The 18,079-nt window shown below is 68.0% G+C and carries 9 protein-coding genes; 5 read left to right on the top strand and 4 right to left on the bottom strand.

Going from position 1 to position 18,079, the window contains the following annotated elements; all coding sequences use genetic code 11:
* The first annotated feature begins 14 nt into the window (after positions 1-14).
* Both AB3347_RS01335 and AB3347_RS01330 read left to right on the top strand, forming a co-directional pair.
* On the top strand, positions 15-1,409 hold the full coding sequence (locus AB3347_RS01335; RefSeq protein WP_369089971.1) for an FGGY-family carbohydrate kinase: 1,395 nt from the start codon (positions 15-17) through the stop codon (positions 1,407-1,409).
* A gap of 242 nt (positions 1,410-1,651) precedes the next feature.
* Positions 1,652-2,071 (top strand): hypothetical protein, encoded by a 420-nt coding sequence (locus AB3347_RS01330; RefSeq protein WP_369089970.1) that lies wholly within the window; start codon positions 1,652-1,654, stop codon positions 2,069-2,071.
* An 80-nt stretch (positions 2,072-2,151) separates the two neighbouring features.
* On the opposite strand, the gene AB3347_RS01325 is transcribed toward AB3347_RS01330, so the two are convergent.
* Entirely contained in the window at positions 2,152-5,976 is a 3,825-nt protein-coding gene (locus AB3347_RS01325) for a beta-galactosidase (protein WP_369089969.1), read from the bottom strand.
* A 319-nt stretch (positions 5,977-6,295) separates the two neighbouring features.
* On the opposite strand from AB3347_RS01325, the gene AB3347_RS01320 reads away from it, so the two are divergent.
* Positions 6,296-7,960 (top strand): sodium/solute symporter, encoded by a 1,665-nt coding sequence (locus AB3347_RS01320; protein ID WP_369089968.1) that lies wholly within the window; start codon positions 6,296-6,298, stop codon positions 7,958-7,960.
* Positions 7,961-8,008: 48 nt separating this feature from the next.
* Here AB3347_RS01320 and AB3347_RS01315 read toward each other — a convergent pair whose 3' ends face one another.
* The 3 genes from AB3347_RS01315 to AB3347_RS01305 form a co-directional block, all read right to left on the bottom strand.
* Complete coding sequence (locus AB3347_RS01315) at positions 8,009-9,019, bottom strand: family 43 glycosylhydrolase (RefSeq protein WP_369089967.1); 1,011 nt, start codon at positions 9,017-9,019, stop codon at positions 8,009-8,011.
* Positions 9,020-9,109: 90 nt separating this feature from the next.
* A complete protein-coding gene (locus tag AB3347_RS01310) occupies positions 9,110-12,319 on the bottom strand; it encodes a TonB-dependent receptor (protein ID WP_369089966.1) in 3,210 nt (1,069 codons plus the stop codon).
* Positions 12,320-12,570: 251 nt separating this feature from the next.
* Positions 12,571-16,377: a TonB-dependent receptor gene (locus AB3347_RS01305; RefSeq protein ID WP_369089965.1), complete on the bottom strand. Its 3,807-nt coding sequence runs from the start codon at positions 16,375-16,377 to the stop codon at positions 12,571-12,573.
* A gap of 753 nt (positions 16,378-17,130) precedes the next feature.
* Between AB3347_RS01305 and AB3347_RS01300 the strand changes: the two genes are divergently transcribed.
* Both AB3347_RS01300 and AB3347_RS01295 read left to right on the top strand, forming a co-directional pair.
* Positions 17,131-17,952: an NAD-dependent epimerase/dehydratase family protein gene (locus AB3347_RS01300; RefSeq protein WP_369089964.1), complete on the top strand. Its 822-nt coding sequence runs from the start codon at positions 17,131-17,133 to the stop codon at positions 17,950-17,952.
* The gene (locus AB3347_RS01295) at positions 17,949-18,074 is read left to right on the top strand and encodes a hypothetical protein (protein WP_369089963.1); all 126 of its coding nucleotides are present in this window, start codon (positions 17,949-17,951) and stop codon (positions 18,072-18,074) included. The genes AB3347_RS01300 and AB3347_RS01295 overlap by 4 nt, the downstream gene beginning before the upstream one ends.
* The last annotated feature ends 5 nt before the right edge of the window (positions 18,075-18,079 follow it).

The following is an 18,079-nucleotide window of genomic DNA, read 5'->3' as shown; positions in this document are numbered from 1 at the left end:
AGGAAGCGCACGCAATGCAAGCAAGGACGGGCGACGCCCTCATCGTTCTCGACATCGGCAAGACCAACGTCAAGCTGGCCCTGGTGGACGCCGCCGGCCGCCTGGTCGCCGAAGAACGCCGCCCCAACGCCATCCTGCGCGACGGCCCCTATCCGCACCACGACACCGAGGGCATCTGGACCTGGATGCTGGCCACCTGCCGCAGCTTCGCCAGGCGCGCCGACGTCTCGGCGATCGTCCCGGTGACCCACGGCGCCACCGCCGCCCTGGTCGACGATGCCGGCCTGGTGCTGCCGGTGCTCGACTACGAAGCCGCGCTCCCGGGCTTCGACTATGCCGCGCTGCGCCCGCCGTATGCGCAAACCTGTTCGCCCCTGCTGCCGGCCGGCCTGAACCTCGGCCGCCAGCTGGCCTGGCTGCAGCACCATCATCCCGCACAGTTCGCCAAGGCGCGCCACATCCTGATGTACCCGCAATACTGGGCCTGGCGCCTGTGCGGGGTCGCCGCCGGCGAGGCCACCTCGCTCGGCTGCCATACCGACCTGTGGGACCCGCTGCGCCAGGACTATTCCAGCCTGGTGGCGCGCATGGGCTGGGAATCGAGACTGCCGCCCGTCCGCCCGCCCTCGGACGTGCTCGGCACCCTGCGCGCCGACGTGGCCGAGGCCACCGGCCTGTCGCCGGATTGTGAAGTCCTGTGCGGCATCCACGACAGCAATGCCTCGCTGGTGCGCTACCTGGGCTTCGATACCGCCGGCACGCCGCGCACCGTGCTGTCGACCGGCACCTGGGTCATCGCCGCCGCCTTCGGCGCCAGCCTGGACGGCCTGCGCGAAGACGCCGACATGCTGGCCAACACCAATGCGCTCGGCCAGCCGGTGGCCTGCATGCGCTTCATGGGCGGACGCGAATTCGCGGCCCTGGCCGGCGACCAGCCGGCCTCCTGCTCGTACCTGGAGCTCGAGCGGATGGTGGCGCGCGGCAGCATGGCCATCCCCTGCTTCGCCGACAGCGGCGGCCCGTTCGCGGGCCAAGCCGGGCGCATCGAAGGCCCGGCCCCGGTCGACGCCGGCGAACGCTTCGCGCTCGCCACGCTGTACTGCGTCCTGATGACCGACTACTGCCTCGACGCCCTGGGCGCGCGCGGCCCGGTCACGGTCGAGGGCAGCTTCACCGCCAACCCCTGGTTCGGCCCCCTGCTGGCTGGCCTGCGCCCGCAGCAGGCGCTGCGCTATTCGGACGACGCCAGCGGCACCACCTGCGGCGGCTGGCTGCTGCGCTACCGCGACGGCACGCCGCCGGGCCGGAGCGTGCCCAAGCCGCCGCGCGCGCTGGCCGGCCTGGATGCCTATCGGGCGACCTGGCGCGCGGCGCTGCAGCAGGCAGTTGCGCCGGTGGCCGCCGGCTGAGCAATACGATACAAAAAGACGGGGCGGCACACGGAATTCGAATCATTTCGCGCCGTTCTGCCTTTGCGCCCATTGAGATTGTTTCGTGATGCGCCCTATCCATCCCTTGCATGAAGCGGACGCCGCCCTAGACTGAATCCACCGTGCTTCCAGGCGAAGCGCGGCATCCCAACGGTCGACACCGCGCCGTCCGGCGCGACGCCTGTTCCGAAGGCCTATCGTCGCTTCGTGAAGGAACGATCATGCGTCCCCATTTGCTCCTGTTTCCCGCCGCCCTGCTGCTTGCCGCAGACGCAGGCGCCCAGAACATGCCTTACCCACCGGCCGACAGCGCGCCGATCACGTCCGTGCAGGTGACGGCCGCCGCCAAGCCCCAGCGCATCAGGCAGCGCGAGGCCGAGACGATTTCCGGCGCTTACGAGATGTCGAACGGCTGGTACCTGCGCGTCCTCACTTCGGCGCGCTACATCGACGCGATCATCGACGACCAGCCGCCCTTGCGCCTGGTCCCGGTCGCGCCCTACAGGTTCGTGTCGGGCGATGGCAACGTGACCATGGATTTCAACCACAGCCGGAACGACGCCGACCTGGTGATGAGCTACGTGCCGAACCGCAGCCTGGCCCAGCGCATCGTGATTTCCTCGCGTATGGCGCAACGCTGAGCGCCCGGCCGGACGCGATCCCGGTGTGCGACGGCGCGGGGCAGGCTGCCCGCCCCGGCCGTCCCGCGGGCACGCCCGGCTTACTGCATGATCTCCAGCTCGACCCCGCCGCGCACCGAGCGCAGCTCGACCAGCTTGACCGGCTCCAGCGCGTTCTCCTTGCGCCCGTCGGTCGTCACCGCCAGCGCCACCGTGTTCTCGCCGTTCGGGTTCAGGATGCCCGGCGGGATCACGAAGCTGCGCTGTGGCCCGACATGGGCGATGAACTGGCCCATATTCCAGCCGTTGACGAAGATGAGCGCGCGGTTCTCGCGCTCGGAACGCGGCTTGCTCGTGTCGCCGAAGGCCAGGCCCAGCTGCACGTCGTGCCCGCGCGGCAGGTCGAGCTTGAACTTCGTGCGCAGCCAGTAGGTGCCGGGCGCCGGCGGGGCGTCGGTGCTGCGCGCCGCCTGCCAGCCCTGGGCCGGGCTCGATGGCAGGTGCCAGCCCTGGCGTTCGCCATACAGGCCGCCGTTGTTCATCGGGCCGCGCAGGCGGTCCACCAGCGCTTCGCCGCCCTGCCGCCCCTGGATGCGCCAGGCGATCGGCACCGCGAAGCGCTGGCCGCCGCGCTCCGTGAGCGAAGCCGAGATCAGGCCGCGCGCCTCGCGGTGGAAGTCGTCGGCCATCAGGTTCCAGTTGTGCGCGTTGTTGCGCACCATGACCGAGATCACGTGCTCGCCAGGCTTCAGGGCGCCGAGCGAGAGCTTGATGCTGTCGGTAGTCTCCGGGAACGAGCGTCCGGTGTCCAGCTCGTGCTGGCCGACGTAGCGGCCGTCGATCCAGACCTGGATCAGGCCCGCGCCGCCGGCGCCGTAGAACAGTTCCAGCTGGTTGGCCTTCGGGTCGGTCGCGGTGAAGCGGCCGCGGTACCACACGTCGCCGTGGTGGAAGCCGTAGTCGCTCATCGCCAGGGTCGGCTGGCCACGCTCCGGCATGGTCCAGGTCTGGGCCGCCGAGGGGCGGCGGTCGGCCTGCACCCAGGCGCTGTCGTCGAAGCGCGGCGCGCTTTCCACGCTGTCCATGCGGCGGGTCCAGGCCAGGCGGCCCAGGTCCGGCAGGCTTGCCTTCTCCGGCCCCTTGAGGGTGCCGGCGCGCACGCTGCCGTCCGGCTGGCGCGTCAGGGCCAGGTCCTGGCCGTTGAAGCTGGCCGACTCGAACGCCGGTCCCCAGATCTCGATGGCGCTGTCTTCGGCAATGTCGCCGCGCAGGGCCAGCTTGCCCTGGCTCAGCGTGGCCGCGCGCACCAGCGCCGGCGTCAGCTGCAGGACGCGGCCGGCGCCGGTGTCCTGGGTCCAGAAGCGCAGGCTGGCCTGTTCGTCGGCCAGCAGGAGCAGCATGGGCGCGCGGCCGCCGCCCGAGATGCGCACCCGCGCCAGGCCGTCATGCACGTAGTTCAGCACCAGGTCGCCCCGGGTGGCGTCCCAGCGCGATTGCACCTGCCCGGCCAGCACCTCGACCGTCGGTGCGCTCGCGTAGCGCAGCACGGTTTCGCCGGCCAGGCGGTCGCGCCCGTGCAGCAGCACGATGTCGCGCTCGCCGTTGCGGAAATGGGTCTGCAGTTCCGAGGTCGAGTACACCAGGTGCTGGCGTTCCATGTCGTAGGCGGCCAGCAGCATGCGCGCATCCTGGCCGCGCAGCGTGGTGCCGAAGCTGTATTCGCCGTCGCGGGTAGCCAGCTTGACGCGGAACGCTTCCTCGCCCTTGCCGTCGCCCGGGTTGTGGGCCGCGAAGATCAGGTGCGTGCCGAGGCGCCGGTTGATGTTGTGGTAGACCTTCACCTTGCCGTCGGCGGGCGCCAGTTCCGGGCCCTTGTCCATCTCGGCCAGCACCTGCTCGGCCGCCTGCACGAACATGCCCTGCTGCTTCAGGGCCAGCGCTTTCGGGCGCAGGCCGCGGTCTTCCGAGATCGGCGCCCCGTAGTCGTAGGAGGTGTACACCACCGGGCCGGCGAGCCAGCCCCAGGAGGTGCCGCCGAAGGTCATGTAGACGTTGTGGATGGTGATGCGGTTGATCAGGTTGGTGCCGTAGAAGACCCGCTGGTAGCCCTTGCCCTGGCGCTCGGCGGTGCAGGCATAGGTGCCGTTCGAGCCCCAGTAGTCGAACCAGCCGCCGCCGAGCTCGGCCGCGAAGCCCGGCGTATTGGGCGAGCTCAAGGCGCCCACCTTGCCGGTGCCGCTCGCGTAGATGCCCCAGTCCGGCGCCTTGTTGGCGCCCGCCGGGTTGGCGAACACGTCGCAGCTGCCGCCGGGATAGCCGTCGAAGGCATAGATGTCGGTCGGGCCCTGGTTGGCCCACGGCGCGCTCGATTCCTTCGGCGCCCAGTCGGGCAGGCGGCCGGCGGCGTTGTGGAAGAAGGGCACGCTGATGCCGTCGAGCCGCGCCTTGCGCGCCAGGTGCTCCATCTGGCGCACATGCTTGGGCTCGACCTTGCCCAGTTCGTTCTCGAGCTGGTAGGCGATCACGTTGCCGCCGCCGTCGCTGGCCTGGTGGCGCGCGATGATGGCGTTAATCTGGGTCATCCATTCGTCCACCGCCGACAGGTAGACCGGGTCGTCGGTGCGCGCTTCGGCGCGGCTGCGGAACATCCAGCCGGGATAGCCGCCGCCGGTCAGTTCGGCGTTCACGTAGGGGCCGGTGCGCGCGATCACGTACATGCCCTCTTCCTCGGCGATCTGCAGCGCGCGCTCGACATTGCGGATGCCGGAAAAATCGTACACGCCGGGCGCCGGCGAATGGTAGCCCCAGTCGAAGTAGAAGGCCACGCCGTTGAAGCCGAGCGCCTTCATCTTCTGGATCACGTCGCGCCACAGCGAAGGGTTGGGCAGGCGGAACGGATGGATCTCGCCCGACCACACCACGATACGCTTGCCGTCCACCTTCAGCGAATACTGGTCCCAGGCGATCGTCTTCGGACGCCCCTTGGGTGCGGCGACCTTCTCGAAGGCCTTGGCTTCCTCGCCCATGACGCCGAACGAGGACGCCATGGCGGCGGTCCCAAGCAGTCGGCCCGGTGCGCTCCAGGTCCGCCCACCGTCCTGGCTGTCGGCGAACCAGGCGCGCTCGCCATCCGTGCTGCGGGTGTACAGGCGCAGCGTCGGGCCCAGGCGCACCAGCCCGGCCGGCGCCAGCTTCGCGCCCTGCGCGTCCTGGCTCGTTAGCTGTTCGATGCGCCACGGTCCGCCCAGCGCGGCCGCGCGCGCCAGCACCAGGCGTCCGCTGGCGACCTCGCGCGCGACGGCGACGTAGCCGTCGGCGCCGGGAACGACGACGGTGTCGGCATAGCCGTCCTCGAGCCCGCGCATCGGCGCCGGCGACCCGAAGTTGGTACGGTTCGCGTCCGGCGTCAGGACATGGCTGCCGCGCCCGATGGTGACGACCAGGTGGAGCTGCCCGTCGGCGGCGCGAACCCAGCTCGGCGCGCGCACCGCGCTGGAAGCAATGCGGACTTCGCGCAATCCTTCCCAGCGCCGCAGGTCGGGCGACGCGGCCAGCCCGATCGTGCCCGGCGCGCCGCCGGCATGGGCCAGCAGGTAGCCGCCGCCATCATGCGCGAGCGCCGGGTCTTGCAGCTTGCCCGACGGCGGCGTCCAGGTTTCCGATGCGAGCGAGGTGAAGTTGACCCCGTCCCGGGAAGAGAGGATGCTCAGCGCATTGGCGGCGCCGGCCGTGAGCGCGGGCATCAGGACCACCTGCCCGGACTGGGCGGCGGTGCGCGCACCGGGCGTGCCGGCCTGCTGCCCCGACCCTTGCGGAATACCCAGTTCCTGCGCGCCGGCCGCGCCGCCCAGGGCGGCGGCTGCGGCAAGAACGACGGCGCGCATGCGCCAGGACTGCCTGTCATCGGTACCCTCGAACCACTTCATGCGCGCTCTCCCTTGTGTGTGCGGCGGCCCGGCCATCCCGCGGCGGTGCCGCCGGTCATTGTAGGGGCTGCGCCGCCGATTGATCAGCGCGGCGGCGAAAGAATCAGGGCGCTGAGCGGATGTACTGACGCGCCCCGCCGACCGCTCAGGCGGATGAGTATTTCGCGCGCGCCGGCGCAGGGCATGTCGATTATGCAAAGATTGGCACCGCGGCGCCCACCCCGGCGCGCCGCCCGCCGTGGCGCAGTAGCGCCGGCCGATAACAAGGACAGTGCGCAAGCAGGCTGCCGCCACTTCCAAGACGAGACACCGCTACCCAATGAATTCGTTCTCTTCCCTCGACACCGCCGTCTTCCTCATCTATTTCGTCATCGTGGCCGGCTACGGCATCTGGATCTACCGAAGGCGCAACGGCTCCGGCAAGGCGTCGCACGACTACTTCCTGGCCGAGGGCTCGCTGACCTGGTGGGCGATCGGCGCTTCGCTGATCGCCTCCAACATCTCGGCCGAGCAGTTCATCGGCATGAGCGGCTCCGGCTTCCGGATCGGCATGGCCATCGCGGTCTACGAGCTGATGGCGGCGGCCACCCTGATCATCGTGGCGGTGTTCTTCATGCCGGTCTACCTGAAGAACCGCATCTACACCATGCCCCAGTTCCTGGAGCAGCGCTACGGGCCCAAGGTGGCCACGGTGATGGCGGTGTTCTGGCTGGCCCTGTACATCGTGGTCAACCTGACCGCGATCCTGTACCTGGGCGCGCTGGCGATCAACAGCATGGTCGGCATCGGGGTGCTGCCCTGCATGCTGTTCCTGGCGGTGTTCGCCACCATCATCACCCTGGGCGGGATGAAGGTGATCGGCTACACCGACGTGATCCAGGTGTTCTGCCTGGTCATCGGCGGCCTGGTCACCACCTGGATCGCGCTCGACCTGGTGGCGCGGCTGAGCGGCGGCGAAGGCGCCATGGTGGGCGTGCGCGAGCTGTTCCAGCGCGCCGGCGGCCACTTCGACATGGTGCTCTCGCGCGACAACCCGAACTACATGGACCTGCCGGGCCTGTCCACCCTGATCGGCGGCATGTGGATCGTCAACCTCAGCTACTTCGGCTGCAACCAGTACATCACCCAGCGCGCGCTGGGAGCCAGCCTGCCGACCGCGCGCAAGGGCCTGCTGTTCGCGGCCTTCCTGAAACTCTTGATGCCGGTGATCGTGGTCCTGCCGGGCATCGCCGCCTATGCGCTCGACCAGGGCGGCGTGCTGGGCGACTCGCTGCGCCAGGGCGGCGAACTCAATCCCGACCGCGCCTACCCGACCCTGCTCGCGCTGCTGCCGGAAGGCCTGAAGGGCGTCGCCTTTGCCGCCCTGACCGCGGCCGTGGTGGCCTCGCTGGCCGGCAAGGCGAACAGCATCGCCACCATCTTCACGCTCGACCTCTACCGTCCGAAATTCCGCCCCGAGGCCAGCGAGCGCCACATGGTCTGGATCGGCCGCCTGACCGTGGTCGCCGCGATGGCCATCGCCGTGGCGATCGCCCCGTTGATGGGCATCGACAAGAAGGGCGGCTTCCAGTACATCCAGGAATACACCGGCTTCGTCTCGCCGGGCATCCTGGCGATGTTCCTGCTCGGTTTCTTCTGGCCGCGCACCACCGGGGCCGCCGCGATGTTCGCGGCCATCGCCAGCGTCGGCCTGTCGATCGTGCTGAAGTTCCTGCCCGACTTCGTCGACCTGTCCTTCCTGGCGCCAATCGGCTTCGCGGCCAACAACGGCGGCGGCGTGTACGAGATCCCGTTCCTGGACCGCACCCTGATCGTATTCCTGCTGATCGTGATCGGCATGGCCATCATCAGCCTGCTGGGCCGCCAGCCACACTCGCACATCGTCAAGGTCGAGCGCAGCCTGTTCAAGGTGGAGCCGGGCTTCGCCTTCGGCTCGGCCGTCGTGTGCCTGATCCTGGTGGCCGTCTACGCGGCCTGGTGGTAGCGATGCGCAAGCCGGCAGGGTGGGCGGCCTGGCCGTCCACCCTGCGAACTACCGGTCGGCGACCGGCTCGCCGAACTCCGGCATCCCGTCGGCCTTCCAGCGAATCGCCTGGGCGCGCGTGTGGCGGTTCGGATCGCGCAGCGGCTCGCCCACGATGTCGCGGTAGTTGCGCGCGTGGTAAACCAGGATGTCGGTCTTGCCGTCCGGGCTGGTGGTAAAGCTGTTGTGGCCGGGGCCGTACTGGCCGGTGGCGGCGCTGCTGCGCAGGACCGGCAGCGGCGACTTGGTCCATGAACGCGGATCCAGCAGGTCGGCATCCACGGGCGCGCTGAGCAGCCCGAGCGCGTAGTTGGCGTCGGTGGCGCTGGCCGAATAGGTCAGCAGCACCCTGCCGTTCTTCACCAGCACCGCCGGCGCCTCGTTCACCTCGTGGCCGATCTTTTCCCAGGCATGTTCCGGGCGCGTGAGCAGCACCGCCGGCTGGCGGATCGCCAGCGGCCCGTCCATCTTCGCCAGGTAGATGTTGGTGCCCTTGCTGCCGTCGGCTGCACGCTGCGTCCACGATAGATAGCGCTGGCCGCGGTGCACGAAGGTGGTCGGGTCCAGCGCGAAGCTTTCCCAGCCGGTGCGCAGCTGGCCACGCTCGACCCACTCCCCTTCCAGCGGATCGTCCGCGCTGTTCTCCAGCACGTAGAGCCGGATCTCCCATACCTTGTCGGCGCGGCCGGCACTGAAGTACAGGTACCACTTGCCGTCGATGCGGTGCAGTTCGGGCGCCCAGATGTGCGCGCCCATCTCGCCGCCGGCGTGCTTGCGCCACACGGTCTTCGCTTCGGCGGCGCCCAGGCCGTCCAGGCTGCGCGCGCGGCGCACTTCGATGCGGTCGTACTCGGGCACGGTGGCGGTGAAGTAATACCAGCCGTCCGCATGCAGGGTGACGTGGGGATCGGCGCGCTGGCGCACCAGGGGATTGGCGAAGCCGGTCTCGCCGGCGGCGCAGAACGGGGGAACAGCCAGCAGCGCCAGGATGGCGGCGGCAAGCACGGTAGGTCGGTTCATGGGCTCTCACATCATGAAAAAAGCCAGTCACCGCGAGATGACTGGCAATCGGGACACGCGGTCCAGACAGGAAGAGTCAGGAGAAGACGATCAGAGCTTGACCGACACCGTGAAGTAATAGCGGCGTCCGGCCCAGGCCAGTTCGTTCAGGCGGAAGCTGTCGCCGGCATCGGTGCGTTTCACTTCGTCGGTCAGGTTCTTGCCTTCCAGGGCGAAGGTGATGCTGTCGTTGTAGCGATACTGGACCTTCGCATCCAGGAAACCGGTCTTGGCCTCGAACACCGGGTTGCCCGACACGTCGTTGTTCCCCGTGAAGAAGCGGTCGCGGTAGCTGTAGGCCAGGCGCGCGTTGATCGGGCCCTGGTCGTACCACAGCGACAGGTTGTAGGCGTTCTTCGACATGCCCGGGTAAGGCAGCACGGTACCGTCCAGGACGTTCAGGCGCTCGGTGCCGGCCGCATACTTGTAGTCCATGCGGGTGTAGTTGGCGTCGACGCCGAAGCCGCTCAGCCAGCCCGGCAGGAAGGTCAGCGCGGTGCGGCCGGCGATCTCGATGCCCTTGGTGGTGGCGCCCTCGCCGTTGACCGGCTGGGTCACGTCGAACAGCACGCCGTTCTTGAACAGGTCCACGTTGCGGGTCAGCACGCGCTCCATCACATAGCTCGTGATGTCCTTCTTGAACAGGGCCAGCGACAGCTGGCTGTCCTGGCTCGGGTAGTACTCGAAGCTCAGGTCGGTGTTGGTGGAGCGGTAAGGCTTCAGGTCCGGGTTGCCGGCGGTGCAGTCGTCGGTACCGTCGCCGCCGAAGGCCGGGTTGCCGCTGCCGCGGATGCAGGTCGCGTTCGGGGCCAGGAAGTCCATGCGCGGACGCGCCATCGCCTTGGCCCAGCCGGCGCGCGCCACCAGCTTGTTGTCGATCAGCCAGACCGCACCGTTAAAGCTCGGCAGCACGTCGTTGTAGGTGTTCTCGACGGTGGCCACGGAATTGCTCACGACGATGTCGCTGTAGGTCGAGCCCCCTGCGTTCGGGGTGCGCTCAGAATAGCGCGCCAGGCCGGTGGCGCGGTCGCGGGTGCGGACGTAGCGCACGCCGACGTTGCCTTCGACTTCCTTGCCGTACAGCTGGGTGGCGTAGTCCAGGCGCAGGTAGGTGGCGGCGATGCGCTCGTCGACCGCGAAGGCCGGGATCTGCGGATACACATTGCCGTCGCTGCCCGGCGCGTTGCGCAGGTAGGCGTGGTTGAAGTTCGAGGTATCGAAGAACGGCGCCGCATTCGCGTACACCGGCGACATCCAGCCCGAGGGCAGGCCGGCGACCTTGTCGTAGCCAGAGAAGAACGTGCCCGGCGAGCGTCCCTGCACGGCGGCGACCAGGGCCGCCATCTGGGCGGCGTTCAGGTAGCGGGTGCTGAAACTCGAGTTGATGAAGGTCTGGGCGTCGTTCGGACGCTGGGCCGAACCGGTGTACAGCGGATCGTAGACCGCGGTCTGGTTCACGTTGGCGCCGCGCACGTTGATGTCGTCGGCGGTCGAGCTCAGGTTGGCGCCGTTGCTGGCCAGGTAGCCGCCGCCGTTGTACTGCTCCGAGCTGGACTTGCGCGCCTGGACGCCGAACCAGGCCTTGGTGAAGAAGGGGGTGTCGAGGCGGTACTTGAAGTCGAGCTTGGCCTGGCTTTCCTTGTTCTCGGTTTCGCTCGGACGATACTGGAGCTGGGCCTGCACATACGAGTTCGGACTATCCGGGCTGTAGCCTTCCGGGAAGGTGAAGCGCGGGATGCTGTCCGCACCGAGCGCCACTTTCAGGCCCGGCGCGTTCTGGGTCAGCACGATGCTGTTGCTGTTGCTGTCGTACAGCGACTTCGAGGTGCCGAACAGGCCGACCACTTCGAGCGCGCCGCGCTTGAAGTTGAAGCCCGAGGACGCATAGCGCGAATCGATGTCGAGCTGGAAGTCGCGCGCCGAGCTGCTGAACGCGCCCTGCCCGCCCACGCCGGCGCCGAACAGGCAGGAGCCGACGACGTATTCGGTGACGTGGTGGTTCTGCAGCACCATGCCAGGCGTGGCGCCGGTCGGGGCCGTACAGGCCCCGGCGGTGGTCGGCACGCCGGTCGCGGCGTTATAGACCGGCGCGCGGCCGGTGTTGGCCAGGCGCCCCGCGTTGGCGAAGTCGGTGCCGAAGTTGCGGTCGTTCAGGCGCTGGCGCTGGGTGTTCGCCTGGTAGCTGGCCCAGGCGTTGAATTCCTTGCTGAACGCGTATTGCGCGGTGATTTCTCCCGACGAGCGCTTGTGGTCGCGGGTCCAGATGCCGTAGCGCGCGATGCCCGGCGAATAGTCGTACCACTGGCTGCGGCAGGCGGTCTGCTGCGCCATGCTCAGGCCCGTCGCCGAGCAGCCGGCGACGCTGCCGATGCCGGCCACGGCCGGGTCGCGGCTGACCACGGTCTTGTCGGGTGACTGGTCCCAGTCCTGGATGAAGCGCCAGGAGGTGTTGCGCGCGTAGTCGTTCTGGGTCAGAACCTTGTCGTAGACGAAGTTGGCCATCAGGCCCAGCTTGCCGTCCAGGTACTTGTCGGCCATGTACAGGTTGCCGCGCGGCTGGACGCCGCCGCGCGAGGTCGAGTGCTCGGCCGAGATGCTGGTGCCGATGGTCGGCTTCTTGAAGTCGAGCGGCTTGCGCGTGGTGATCTGCACGGTGCCGCCCACGCCGCCTTCGGTCATGTCGGCGGTCAGGCCCTTGAACACGTCGATCGAGCCGATCAGCTCCGAGGCCAGTTCGCGCAGCTCGGCGCCGCGCCCTGCCCCGCCACTGGTGCCGAGCACCGACATGCCGTTGATCTCGATGCGGTTCAGGTCCGGCTCGACGCCGCGGATCGCCACTTGCGAGCCTTCGCCGAAGTCGCGCGAGAGCTGCACGCCGGTGACGCGCGACAGGGCCTCGCCCACGTTCTTGTCGGGGAACTGACCGATGTCCTCGGCCACGATCGAATCGGACACGGTGCCGGCGTTCTTCTTGCGGGTGATGGCCGAGGCCACCGACTGGCGGGTGCCGGCGATGGTGACGACCGCCGGTGCGGCCTGCTCACCGCTGGTGGTGGCGGTGCTGGAGCCGGTGGCGCCCGCGCCGGACTGGCCTTGGGCGGTGGAGGCGGAGCTGGCAGCGGATGCGGATGCGGCAGCCTGCGGCTGGGTGCTTTCCTGCGCCAGCGCGGCTTGTGCGGCGAGCAGGGTGAGCGCTGCGGCGACTGCGCGGGCGCAGCGGGTCGGGTACAGCACGTGCGTGCCGGTCGTGGTACGAGTCATCGGTGTCTCCATTGGCTCTGTAGTTTGAAATGCGGCTAGGCCTTGAAAACATTCTATGTGCGTAACAACGCGACAATCCATCCGGCATCGAAAGAATCACCGAACTGATCGAAACGGCAAAATTGCATCGCCAAGCGATCAATACGCTGATTGTTTGCCCATGCGCGCCCGTAAACACCGAAGGCCGCCGTCGAGACGGCGGCCTTCGGCCTGGTGCTGCGGTGGGTACGGCGATGACTACTGCAGGCTGCTTATCCGCCGAACTTGAAGTTCAGGCCCGCCATGTAGGTGCTGCCGGCATACGAGTCGGTGTACACGTTCGGGGTGCCGTCGGCGAACACCGAGTAGCCGCCGGTGTTGGAACCGGTGTGGGTCTTGCCCAGGTTGCGCCCTTCCAGGAAGAACTCGACGTTCTTGTTGAAGCGGTAGGCGATCTTGGCGTCCACGTAACGGGTGCCGAGGCGGAACAGCGGCGCACCCGGGCTGTAGGTCGGATAGCGCACGTTGGTCATGCCGACCACCGGATAGTTGTTCACCGAGTTGGTGTTGCAGCCCGAGGTGCACGAGAAGGTATCCGCCTTCACCTGCAGGCCCACGCGCATCGACAGCGCGCCGTCGTCGTACCACACCGAGGCGTTCCAGGAGTGGCGCGGCTCGCCCGCCACCGGCAGCAGTTCGCCGGTGATCAGGTCGCGCAGGCCGCCGCCGTTCAGCGTCGCCTTGTTGCGGGTGTAGTTCGCGTCCACGCCGGTATAGCGCAGGTACCAGGGCAGGACGGTGAAGGCCAGCTTGGCGGATACCTCGAAGCCCTTGCGGGTGAACGGGATCTGGTTGGTCCAGCGGCGCTGGGTGAACACCAGGTCGGCGAGCGGCTTGCCGGTCTGCGGGTCGACCGCGTTGGAGCCGGCGAAGGGCTTGATGTCGTCGACGGTCTCGATCAGGGTCGGGGCGCCGGTCACGCCTTCCTGCTTGTAGACGGCGCCGGCCAGCATGATGTCGCGGTTGGCATACCATTCCAGCGACAGGTTCTGGTTATGGTTGGTCAGCGGCTTGATCTCCGGGTTGCCCATGACGTCGGTGCAGCGCATTGCGGTTTCGTTGCCCTCGGAATCGAGGTCCACCAGCTTGCGGCCGTCGTATTCGCAGGTGCCGTTCGGGATCAGGCGGCCGGCGGCCGGACGCGCGATGGTCTTGCCCCAGTTGTAGCGCAGGACCAGCTTGTCGGGAATCAGCCAGGTGTTCAGGTTGGCCGACGGCAGGTAGTCGGTGGTCGTGGCATTGATCGCGGTGTCCTTGCGGTACACGCGGGTGCTGATCCCGGCCGCGTTGTTCGGATCGAGCGGATTGTAGGCGGCGGTCGGCACGATCGAGCGGAAGGTCAGCTGGCCGCTGCCCACCACCTTGGTGCGCACGGCGCGCACGCCGACGTTGCCGTCGAAGACAATGCCGAAGGGCAGCGCGCGCTGGGTGAACGGCAGGCGGTCGACCTCGAAGTTGGCCATCATGTAGCCGGCATCGACGGTTTCCACGATCGCGTTCACCGGCTGCTGGTACATCTTGCCGTCGCTGCCGAGGCACTCCTTGATGCAATCCAGGTTGTAGTTCGGCACGCCCAGCAGCGCGTAGACCTTGTCGATGTCGAACTCGGTCCAGCCATTGGTCAGGTTGCCTGGGCGGTCCGGGTCGCCCGCATAGAACTGCGCGGTCGGCTGCTTGGTATAGCCCTGGTTGAACAGCGCGCGGTACTGGTCCGGCGAGATGACGATCGTGCCCTGGCGCGCGGCGCGCGGATCGGTGCTCGGGTTGTAGCCGTACTGGCAGGGACGGCCGCCCGGCGCCAGCGAGCCCGGCGTGTCCTCGCACACCTGGAAGGTGGTGCGCAGGTTGTTGGTCGGGACGTAGATGCCGGGGATGTAGTCGGCCGCACCGAAGGTGCCGACGGCGTCCTGCACGGTCGGCCCGCCGGTGCCCCAGTGATCGTAGCCGCTCTTGCGGCGGTTGTAGCCGACCTTGATCGAGGGGATGAAGGGGATGTACTCGTCGGTGTAGACGTCCACGTCCAGCTTGGCCGTCTTTTCATACGACTCGTTGATGCGCGGGTTCTGGAACGACAGGGTGGTGGCGCCGTTCACGCGCGGCAGCTGGGCCGCGGTATAGGCGGGAGCGCCCGGGGTGGTGAAGCTCGGCACGACCGCGGCAGCCGCGGGCTGGTTCGCGAGCGTCAGCCAGTTGTTCGGGTTGCTCAGGTCCACCGAGCCGGCCGGCGTGTAGTTCCAGATCCCGTTCGGCAGCACGGTGGCCTTGGTGGCGCCGAGGTAGGCGCTCTGGCCCATGCGCTTTTCGTAACGGAAAAAATCGGACTTGGAATCGCCGATCAGGAACTCGGCGCGCACGATGCCCTTCCTGTAGGTGCCGCCGGCCTGGGTATAACTGGATTTGGTGCCGGTGGTGATCGTGGTGTTGTCGACGCCGTAGACGCCGTCCGAGAACTCGAAGCCGGTGACGTGGTGGTTGCCGTCCACGGTCACCGAGCCCGGGTTGACGTTGGACACCGCGCCGTTCAGGGCGCCGGTGCTGCGGTAGGTCAGCTCGTTCGGATAGAGGTAGTAGCCGGAGGCCGGATTCAGGGCGCGGGTGCCCCAGGCGCCGTTGGCCAGCTGGGTGCTCGAGATGGTGTCGACGAAGGGTGCGCCGGAAAAGCCGTTCGGGCCGCGCACGGTGGCCGGATTCACAGCCACGCCGCCGTAGCCGAGGTTGGTGCTGTAGGAGATGACGTCGCCCTTGCTGCGGCTATGCTTGGCATAGACGGTGAGCGCATCGTTGACTTTGAAGTCGAGGCGGATGTCGCCGCTGGTGCGCTCGTCGTTCCAGCGGTTGACGAAGTAGCGGGTATTGCTCGGCACCCAATCGTTCCACTGGCCCAGGCAGCTCAGCAGCGCCAGCTGGGTGATGTTCTGGGCGTTGGTGCGGCCGTTATTGCCGGTCGCGATCTGGGAAGCCACGTTGGCCGGCAGCAGCGGGAACTTCTGGTAGCACTCGGCCTTGGTCTTGGCGGCCGCCGAACCTTCCAGCACGTCCTTCGGCGTCATGCTGGTCCAGTTGCCCTGCGCCGCGTTACTGTACGGGACCGTGTAGAACGGCGTGGTCGAGGCCGCGTCGTTCAGGTTCAGGGTGTCGGGGCGCAGCGCCACCGTCTTCTCCGGCGAATTATCGAAGTCCATCGGGCGATACTGGCCCACCACGCCGCTGTTGCCGCCCTGGTTGATCGAGTGGGCTTCCTGGTTCACCTTGCTCTTCGAGAGGTTCACCAGCACGCCCAGGCGGTCGTTCATGAACTTCTTCGCGCCGATCAGGTTGAGGTTGGGATTCTTCTTCTTGTTGAGCGAGTTCTGCTGGGCCGCCACGCGGAAGGACAGGTAGTCCTTCTTGAAGTCGAGGCCGTTGCGGGTCTGGATGCGCACGCCGCCGCCGAGCGAGCCTTCGGTCATGTCCGCGGTCGAGCCTTTCACCACGTCCACGCTCTTGATCAGGTCCGAGGAGAGCTGGCGCATCTCGACCGCGCGGCCGCCCGAGGTGTCGGCGCCGGCCGAGATGCCGCCCAACATGTCGGCGCCGCCGGCCTGCTGCACGCCCATGCCGTCCAGTTCCACCCGGGTCAGCTCGGGGCCGTTGCCGCGGATCGACACGCTGATGCCTTCGCCGAATTCGCCGCGGTCGACCGCCACGCCGGCGATGCGCGAAATCGCGTCCGCCACGTTGCGGTCGGGGAAGGCGCCGACGTCTTCGGCGATGATCGAATCCTGCGCGGTGGCGGCGTTCTTCTTGCGTGCGATGGCGCTGCGCTGCGATTCGCGCGAGCCCACCACCAGCACCGTTTCCATGGCGTCCGGCGCGGCCGCGCCCGCGGACTTGGTGGCCGAGGATGCCTGCGCATCGGCCGGCGCGGCGGCGGCTTGCTGCGCGTACGAGCTGCCGCTCGCGACGAGCGAAGCCAGCGCCATGGCGACTGCCTGGCTGAGACGTTTGACGGGGAATCTGAGCTGGGAATCGGGTGACATGTCTCTCTCCATATTTTGATTTATCGGGGCGCCGTGCCGGATCTCCCGGCCGGCGCCCTCATCTCGTTACCCGCAGTGTGCGCAGCTTCGCGACAGGCGGTCACGGTCGACGCCGTCGATTGTTATTGAAGAGAGTCAGGACAACAACATGGTTTGGCGCGCACGCGCCAAACACTCACGGGCCTGAGCGGTTGGTGCGAAACCGCGACGTTTGCCGATGGCGACCGATGCCGTTTATGACATCGCAGAGCCACGCTGGGTTATCGCTCGGGCGCGATCTGCTGGCGGCACAAGCATCTGCGGGTCGGATGCCGATGCACGCGATGCCTGCTTCGCTCAAGCCGCCAGCGGCGCGGGCTGGTAGTCGGCCGGCGGCAGCAGGTCGGGACAGCGCACGCGCAGGGCGTCGATGGCGCTCGGGCTGCCGGACAGGTGGCGGCGCGGCCGATGCAGTGCGCGATCTCCGTATGCCGGCCCGGGTCGACCGGGCCTGGCCGGTCATCGGCGGGTGCATGCGGCGCAGGCGGTCCAGGTCGCCGCTGCGGCCGCGGCTCAAGGGCCACAGGTCGGGCAGTGCCGCGGCGTCGTACATGCGGAGGTGGAACGCCATGTCGAGCGCGGTAAAGCCGGCCAGCGGTCGAGCGATGTTCGGGAATTACTCAAGATCGTGAGCGTTCAGGGAAGGAACGTTGACACCTGCTGCGAATAAGCCGGTAATGGCATCCCGATTCGTTCCAACCAGTGCACAAGATCATGAGCAAACCATTCAAACGCATCCTCTTCACCGGCGCCGGCGGCAACCTGGGGCGCCGCCTGCGCGAACGCCTGCACGACTTCGCCGACATCGTGCGCCTGTCCGACGTGGCCGCGGGCGTGGAAAGCCTCGGCCCCGCCGGCCCCGGCGAGGAACTGGTCGCCTGCGACCTGGCCGACCGCGAGCAGGTCATGCGCATGTGCGAGGGCGTGGATGCGATCCTGCATTTCGGCGGCGTCTCGACCGAAGTCGAGTTCGCGCCGATCATGCAGGCCAACATCCTGGGCATGGTCAACCTCTACGAGGCCGTGCACAAGCTGGGCATCCGGCGCGTTGTCTTCGCCAGCAGCAACCACACGATGGGCATGTACCCAACCAGCGAGCGCGTCGACGCCGGCATGCTGCCGCGCGCCGACGGCTACTACGGCCTGTCCAAGGTCTGGGGCGAGAACCTGTCGCGCTACTACTGGGACCGTTTCGGCATCGAGACCGTGTGCCTGCGCATCGGCTTCTGCTTCCCCGAGCCGAGCACCCACCGCCAGATGGTCACCTGGCTCAGCCTGGACGACATGGTCGCGCTGCTGCAGCGCGCGCTGGTGACGCCGCGCGTCGGCCACACCATTACCTTCGGCGTCTCGAACAATCCGGGCAGCTGGTGGGACGACCGCCACGCCCGCCACCTGGCCTTCCAGGCCAAGGACAGCTCGGCCCAGTTCATCGGCAATCTTCCACAGGCAGTCGACTACCCGCCGGCGGACGATCTCAGCACCTTCCTGCAAGGCGGCCCTTTCCTGAACATCGGCCCTAAGTATCCGTCATGAAAACGCTTGCCTGTGAACGCGCCGCCGGCCTGATCGCGTTTGCGCTGCTGGCGCTGCCGGCAGCTGCCGAGGTGCGCCTGCCGGTCGGACATCCGATTCCGTCGAATCCACGGTCGCGATAAAAGAC

This window comes from Massilia sp. X63 (genome assembly GCF_041023745.1).
GTDB lineage: Bacteria > Pseudomonadota > Gammaproteobacteria > Burkholderiales > Burkholderiaceae_D > Telluria.
This window is presented reverse-complemented; position numbering and strand designations above follow the sequence as displayed.

Excerpts from the sequence above, each read along its gene's own strand:
- AB3347_RS01315 (WP_369089967.1), bottom strand. The coding sequence starts at position 9,019 with ATGAACCGACCTACCGTGCTTGCCGCCGCCATCCTGGCGCTGCTGGCT.
- AB3347_RS01305 (WP_369089965.1), bottom strand. The coding sequence starts at position 16,377 with ATGTCACCCGATTCCCAGCTCAGATTCCCCGTCAAACGTCTCAGCCAG.
- AB3347_RS01295 (WP_369089963.1), top strand. The coding sequence starts at position 17,949 with ATGAAAACGCTTGCCTGTGAACGCGCCGCCGGCCTGATCGCGTTTGCG.
- AB3347_RS01320 (WP_369089968.1), top strand. The coding sequence starts at position 6,296 with ATGAATTCGTTCTCTTCCCTCGACACCGCCGTCTTCCTCATCTATTTC.
- AB3347_RS01335 (WP_369089971.1), top strand. The coding sequence starts at position 15 with ATGCAAGCAAGGACGGGCGACGCCCTCATCGTTCTCGACATCGGCAAG.
- AB3347_RS01300 (WP_369089964.1), top strand. The coding sequence starts at position 17,131 with ATGAGCAAACCATTCAAACGCATCCTCTTCACCGGCGCCGGCGGCAAC.
- AB3347_RS01310 (WP_369089966.1), bottom strand. The coding sequence starts at position 12,319 with ATGACTCGTACCACGACCGGCACGCACGTGCTGTACCCGACCCGCTGC.
- AB3347_RS01325 (WP_369089969.1), bottom strand. The coding sequence starts at position 5,976 with ATGAAGTGGTTCGAGGGTACCGATGACAGGCAGTCCTGGCGCATGCGC.
- AB3347_RS01330 (WP_369089970.1), top strand. The coding sequence starts at position 1,652 with ATGCGTCCCCATTTGCTCCTGTTTCCCGCCGCCCTGCTGCTTGCCGCA.